We start from the raw sequence: 5,271 nt of genomic DNA, 5'->3' as shown, positions 1-5,271 counted from the left end.
GCGATACAGGGATGCTGGGGACTTGAACAGGTTTTCGCCAAAATGAGAATTGCTGTACCACAGGGAGATGGCTTGACAATTATTTTGCTTGGTGATATCTTAGGTTTATTGGTGCGAAATTTAGAACCCCTAGGGAATTTAAACCAAACCACCAACCACCCATGCAGCGGATAGCGCTTCCGCTTGCTGCAAGACATTTTTAACCGCCGCCTGTAGGTCTGGAGGATAGCCGTATTTACGCAAAATTCGTTTAACGGTGCTACGGAGACGAGCGCGGGCACTTTCCCGATGCGCCCAGTCAATGGTAACGTTCGATTTCAGGCTCATTAGCAATTCATGCCAATCTCTGGTTTTTAGGCTGTCATTGCCCATCACTTCCACCGCGCTTTCATTCTCCGCCAGAGCGTCATAAAAGGCGATTTCATCGCAATCCCTTGAAAGTCCTTGTTCCTCGCCCCGTTGGCGGGCGGCTTTAATATCTTGAGCCAGATTGATTAATTCTTGCAGAACTTCAACCGTGCTGATGGCGTTGGTGTGGTATCGAGTGATCGCCTTTTCCAAGCGCTAGCGCAAACTTTTTCTCCTCGGTGATGTTGGTACGGCTACGGGAGCGCCTCTCGTCATTCAGCAGACGTTTAAGGGCTTCGAGGGCGAGATTTTTCTTCTCCATTTGCTGAATTTCTAGCAAGAAGTCATCGGAGAAGATGGAAATATCCGGGGAGGATAAGCCAGCAGCCCTGAGAATATCGACAATTTCAGTGGAGACCACAGCCTGATTAATAATTTGCCCCGCCGCGAATTCTTTTTGTGCCGTGGACTTGCCAGGGGTGGCGGAGGATTTCACCAGGGCAGCGCGGATGGTTTGGAAAAAGCCGACCTCCGATACGAATTTGGCAGGCTGCATCGCTGGCCGCCGCTAGGGCAAAGGCTTTAGAAAGTGCCAGCACTGCGTCTTGATAGCTTCTTTCAGGCGTTGCCCGATGCCGATGTAGTCCACCACCAAGCCAGCGGGTTTATCGCGAAAGACCCGGTTAACCAGGGCGATCGCCAGGGATTGGCATGAGGCCGTGACCTTTCATCGGTTTATCGATATACATGGTGTGCATTGAGGGCGCATCAAACCCGGTTAGCCACATATCCCGCACGATGACCAGTTGCAGGGGATCCTTTGGATCTTTGATCCGCTTGGCTAGGAGATCGCGCCGGGCTTTGGTGCCAATGTGGGGTTGCCATTCGGGCGGATCAGTCGCCGAGCCTGTCATCACGATTTTAATCATGCCAATCCCTCGTTATCGTCCGGGGAATGCCAGCCCGGGCGGAGGGCGACTATCTGATTGTAAAGGTTGACGCAGATTGCCCGACTCATGCCAATCCCTGACGATCATCGCTTTACCGCTCAGTGCCAAGAGGCGGTTTTCAAAGTGACTGACGAGAGGCGCAGCAACCAGCTTTAACCGCGCTTCCGCTCCCACGGCCGCTTGCACCGTTGCCCATTTTTGAGTCATTCTCGCCTGTTCCGATTGCTCTTCGCCGTTACGGAGTTCTTCAATCTCTGCATCAATCTGGGGCTTTTGCGCTTCGGGAAGTTCGATGCGGGCGAGGCGGCTTTCATAGTAGATGGGGACGGTTGCGCCATCTTCCACCGCGCGGCTGATGTCGTAGATGTCGATGTAGTTGCCGAATACGGCGGGGGTGTTAACGTCGGTGGCTTCGATGGGGGTTCCGGTAAAGCCAATAAAGGAGGCGTTGGGGAGGGCATCCCGCAGATATTTGGCGAAGCCATAGCCAATTTCTCCCGTTTTTAGATCGACTTTGGCTTTAAATCCATATTGGCTGCGGTGGGCTTCATCCAGGATAGGCATGACGATGATATTGCGTCGATCGCTCAAAACTGGATAGGTGGTTTCCCCTTTGTCGGGGGCAAATTTTTGGATGGTGGTAAAGACAACCCCACCGGAGGCGCGATTGAGGATGGCTTGCAGGTGTTTGCGGCTCTCCGCTTGTTCGGGGGTTTGGCGAATCAGATCGCGGCATAGGCCAAACGTGCCCAACAGTTGATCGTCGAGGTCACCCGGATCGGTAATCACAACGATTGTCGGGTTTTCTAGTTCCAGAGAGCGCACCAGTGCGAGCGCATAAAACGCCATCAATAGGCTTTTGCCGGAGCCTTGGGTATGCCAGATGACTCCCGCTTTGCGCTAGAGCCGAGTATGGCACGGGCGGTGCTAGTAACGGCTTTTTGGACGGCGTGGAACTGGTGATAGCCCGCGATGATTTTGCGGATACCAGAGCCGGTATCGCCAAAGACAGGGATTGGCATGAAGTTTCCGAGCAGGTCGAGTAGTCGCCTTTGGGTAAACACCCCCTCGATCAGCACTGGCATTTCCGGGGTGCTTTTGGTTAGCACTTCTCCATCAATGGTGCGCCAGGGATTGTCAAGAACCGCTCTAGGTCGGCGGTGAGGGAGCCGATGCGGGCGGTGATGCCATGTGTGGTACCCCCATGCGGAGTTGGTACGGAAGAGGGCGGAAATTTCGGTTTTGTAGGTTTGCAGTTGGTTGTAGGCGGCGTCGAGGGTGGCGGTTTCGCTGCCCGGATTTTTAATTTCGATAACGGCGATCGGTAGCCCGTTGATAAAGACCACGACATCGGGGCGGCGATTGTGGCTGTTTTCGATGACGGTAAATTGGTTAAGCACGAGCCAATCGTTAGCGTTGGGATTGTCAAAGTCGATCGCCTTGACTTTATCGCCGCGAATGGTGCCATCTGGGCGCGTAAAACTCAACATCGATTCCATCGACTAAGGCTTGGTGGAGGCGGCGGTTTTCTTCGATTAGGTTGGGTTTTTCCGTGGCGATCAGCTTTTTAAAGGCATCGTCGTTCGCTTTGGCGGGGATGGTGGTGTGATGCTTTTGAGGGCTTCGAGTCGCCGTTGGTAGAGGATACCTATACGCTCATGATTCCCTTTCCGGCGCTTAACCGTCAGGGATAGTCGTGACAACACCAGGGATTGTCTAGAGTATAGCCGAGGTCTTGCAGTTGAGCTAGGAGGATTTGTTCGATTTCGTCTTCGGTTAGATAACTCATGTCACCAGTTGCTCGATCAATTCTTCTGGCTTAGACAGATAGCAAATCTCGGACAACTTCGCGAGTTGGCTAATGTGGCTACTACTCCACACATCCAAACTATCGTCAAACAGGGAAATAAAGCGTAAAGGTTGCGTGGGGAGTTGGTAGTGCTGCAAATCAACCCAGGTGGCGACCGTATTCTTGACTTTGCTATTGGCTGCGCCTCGATTGCTGGTACTCAGCACTTCGACTAAGGCCTCGGTGCGTCAGCAATTAATTATCGGCTATTTATTCGGTTGGCGATATCTGACGCACCCTACTGGGGATGTCCGATGCCAAAGTCGATCGCCCAGGAACGAGTTGATCGCCCCACTAATTTGATGTCTCGTTGGTAGGGGATGTGATAATCTTTGAGGAGTTTGGCGATTTCATCATTAAAGGTTCCCGCCAGTCGGGTTCTGTTCTGTTACCACAGATTAGCAACTGCGATCGCAAAGCGCACTAACCGAGTAATGGCTTCTGCTAGGTCGTCCCCAACTCTGACCAGCAGCATTCCATCATAAAGTTCGATGCCATAAGTGACTGGAATATCTTGGAGAAACGAGTCTTGTTTTTTGGATAGGGACTGCCGAGAGGTTTGCATATCCAACCAGCGCAAAGTTTCACCCAAATCGGTGAGGGTTTGGGTTTCTGGCTTGATATAGCATTAGTCAAGGTGGTTAGGACGCAGCTTGGAGAACGGAATCCATGGCATCATGGAGAGAATCAAACTGCTCACGTGCAGTGGCGAATACGGGCTTTCAACCACGACCAACATTTCTCTATAGCATTAGTCAAGGTGGTTAGGACGCAGCTTGGAGAAAGGAATCCATGGCATCATCGAGAGAATCAAACTGCTCACGTGCAGTGGCGAATACGGGCTTTCAGCCACGACCAACATTTCTCTATCTTGTTGAGGTCTGGCGAATAAGGCGGAAGATAGAGTAAACGGCATTGAGCTGCCTCCACCAGTTCAGCCTGCCGCCCCCCTTTATGAAACGTTGCATTGTCCAATACTAGAGTCTGACCTGGCTTCAATGTTGGAATTAAGATGAACTCCAACCACAACTCAAACACTGTCCGAAGGGGGCTGGCATTTTGGGTCTTCTGTAGATATCCTTGCCATTATACGTCCTAACTTTTCTGTTTTGTGCTCTACCTGGCTGTTGGGTTTCATCCAACCTACCTGGCTGTTGGGTTTCATCCAACCGGCTATGGAGAAGGGCGATCGCCTTCCAGTTGCTGTAAGCGAGCCTCCAATTCCCGCAGCCGCGCTTCCGCTAACTCCGCCCGCTGATGCTGTTGTTGGGCTTCCTGACGCTGTTGTTGGGCCTCCAAGCGCTGCTGTTGGGCTTCCTGACGCTGCTGTTGGGCTTCCTGACGCTGCTGTTCGGCGAGTTTGGCTAACTCTGTGGGGGTGAGAAATCGCTGACCATCAGGACGATAGATGGTGAACTGCTCCTCAATGAGTTCAAAGCGAATCCCTAACCGGGGACTCGTCCAGTTTTCCGCCTGCTCAATCAGTTCCAGCGAACCCGTTTGATTGCGTATCCACCCGTGAAAATCAAAACGGTCTGGGTCGAAGATATAATATTCTTCCACCCCATAGCGATCGTAAAACTGCTGTTTCTTGACCATCTCCTTGAGACGATTTCCCGGCGAGAGAATTTCAAACACCACTTGGGGAGGGATGTTCCCTTCTTCCCATTGTTTATAGGAACCGCGATTCTCCTGCGGAGACGCTTCCGGAACGCCTTTAGGTCGTCCGAACGCCACCATTATATCAGGTGCTTGACGCAGTTTATTATTGCCTTCCATGGGATACCAGAGTAAATCTCCCGCTACAAACACATTCGGATCATCATCAAACAGAATCTCTAAATTCTCTTTAATGACTACAATCCAGCGAAACTGGCGGGTATTTTCAGCCATGGGATTTCCATCAGAATCAGGGTAGATGACCTTTGTGGGTTGTGTGGGTTGAGGAGTAGTTACCATAAAATTAGACCTCTCAATTATTGAACTGGAATACACCATTGAGTCGGTGTCCATAGTTGGCTAACATTATAGCTGATTTTTTCGTCAATATTTAAGTAGGTTGGGTGGAGGTATAGCACTAGTCAATACGGTTAGGACGCAGCCTTGAGAACATAATCCATGGCA

General features: G+C 51.4%; 8 protein-coding genes and 1 pseudogene. All 9 read right to left on the bottom strand.

Annotated features, from left to right (window positions below; all coding sequences use genetic code 11):
- Nucleotides 1-138 precede the first annotated feature (138 nt).
- Nucleotides 139-561 (bottom strand): type I restriction enzyme endonuclease domain-containing protein, encoded by a 423-nt coding sequence (locus P5674_RS23015; protein ID WP_014276149.1) that lies wholly within the window; start codon nucleotides 559-561, stop codon nucleotides 139-141.
- The gene (locus P5674_RS23010; RefSeq protein ID WP_014276150.1) at nucleotides 512-904 is read right to left on the bottom strand and encodes a type I restriction enzyme endonuclease domain-containing protein; all 393 of its coding nucleotides are present in this window, start codon (nucleotides 902-904) and stop codon (nucleotides 512-514) included. Before P5674_RS23010 ends, P5674_RS23015 begins: the two co-directional genes overlap by 50 nt.
- A gap of 127 nt (nucleotides 905-1,031) precedes the next feature.
- Entirely contained in the window at nucleotides 1,032-1,277 is a 246-nt protein-coding gene (locus P5674_RS23005) for a type I restriction enzyme subunit R domain-containing protein (protein ID WP_014276151.1), read from the bottom strand.
- Nucleotides 1,278-1,289: 12 nt separating this feature from the next.
- On the bottom strand, nucleotides 1,290-2,147 hold the full coding sequence (locus P5674_RS23000) for a DEAD/DEAH box helicase family protein (RefSeq protein ID WP_014276152.1): 858 nt from the start codon (nucleotides 2,145-2,147) through the stop codon (nucleotides 1,290-1,292).
- Complete coding sequence (locus P5674_RS22995) at nucleotides 2,147-2,797, bottom strand: type I restriction endonuclease (RefSeq protein ID WP_167538958.1); 651 nt, start codon at nucleotides 2,795-2,797, stop codon at nucleotides 2,147-2,149. Before P5674_RS22995 ends, P5674_RS23000 begins: the two co-directional genes overlap by 1 nt.
- 286 nt (nucleotides 2,798-3,083) lie before the next feature.
- Nucleotides 3,084-3,314 (bottom strand): hypothetical protein, encoded by a 231-nt coding sequence (locus tag P5674_RS22990; protein ID WP_006616440.1) that lies wholly within the window; start codon nucleotides 3,312-3,314, stop codon nucleotides 3,084-3,086.
- Nucleotides 3,315-3,535: 221 nt separating this feature from the next.
- Nucleotides 3,536-3,769 carry a DUF1828 domain-containing protein gene (locus P5674_RS22985; protein ID WP_286131397.1) on the bottom strand — a complete coding sequence of 78 codons (234 nt, stop codon included), beginning with the start codon at nucleotides 3,767-3,769 and terminating at the stop codon, nucleotides 3,536-3,538.
- A 142-nt stretch (nucleotides 3,770-3,911) separates the two neighbouring features.
- Nucleotides 3,912-4,191, bottom strand: a pseudogene (locus P5674_RS22975) (transposase); the annotation flags it as partial.
- A gap of 129 nt (nucleotides 4,192-4,320) precedes the next feature.
- Entirely contained in the window at nucleotides 4,321-5,106 is a 786-nt protein-coding gene (locus P5674_RS22970; RefSeq protein WP_014276157.1) for a Uma2 family endonuclease, read from the bottom strand.
- Between the last annotated feature and the right edge of the window lie 165 nt (nucleotides 5,107-5,271).

Source organism: Limnospira sp. PMC 289.06, from assembly GCF_032350395.1.
In the GTDB taxonomy this organism is placed as follows: Bacteria; Cyanobacteriota; Cyanobacteriia; order Cyanobacteriales; family Microcoleaceae; genus Limnospira; species Limnospira platensis.
Note: the sequence above shows the minus strand (reverse complement) of the source record. Positions and strands in the feature narration are given on the sequence as shown.

Excerpts from the sequence above, each read along its gene's own strand:
- P5674_RS23010 (WP_014276150.1), bottom strand. The coding sequence starts at position 904 with ATGCAGCCTGCCAAATTCGTATCGGAGGTCGGCTTTTTCCAAACCATC.
- P5674_RS23005 (WP_014276151.1), bottom strand. The coding sequence starts at position 1,277 with ATGATTAAAATCGTGATGACAGGCTCGGCGACTGATCCGCCCGAATGG.
- P5674_RS23000 (WP_014276152.1), bottom strand. The coding sequence starts at position 2,147 with ATGGCGTTTTATGCGCTCGCACTGGTGCGCTCTCTGGAACTAGAAAAC.
- P5674_RS22995 (WP_167538958.1), bottom strand. The coding sequence starts at position 2,797 with ATGGAATCGATGTTGAGTTTTACGCGCCCAGATGGCACCATTCGCGGC.
- P5674_RS22970 (WP_014276157.1), bottom strand. The coding sequence starts at position 5,106 with ATGGTAACTACTCCTCAACCCACACAACCCACAAAGGTCATCTACCCT.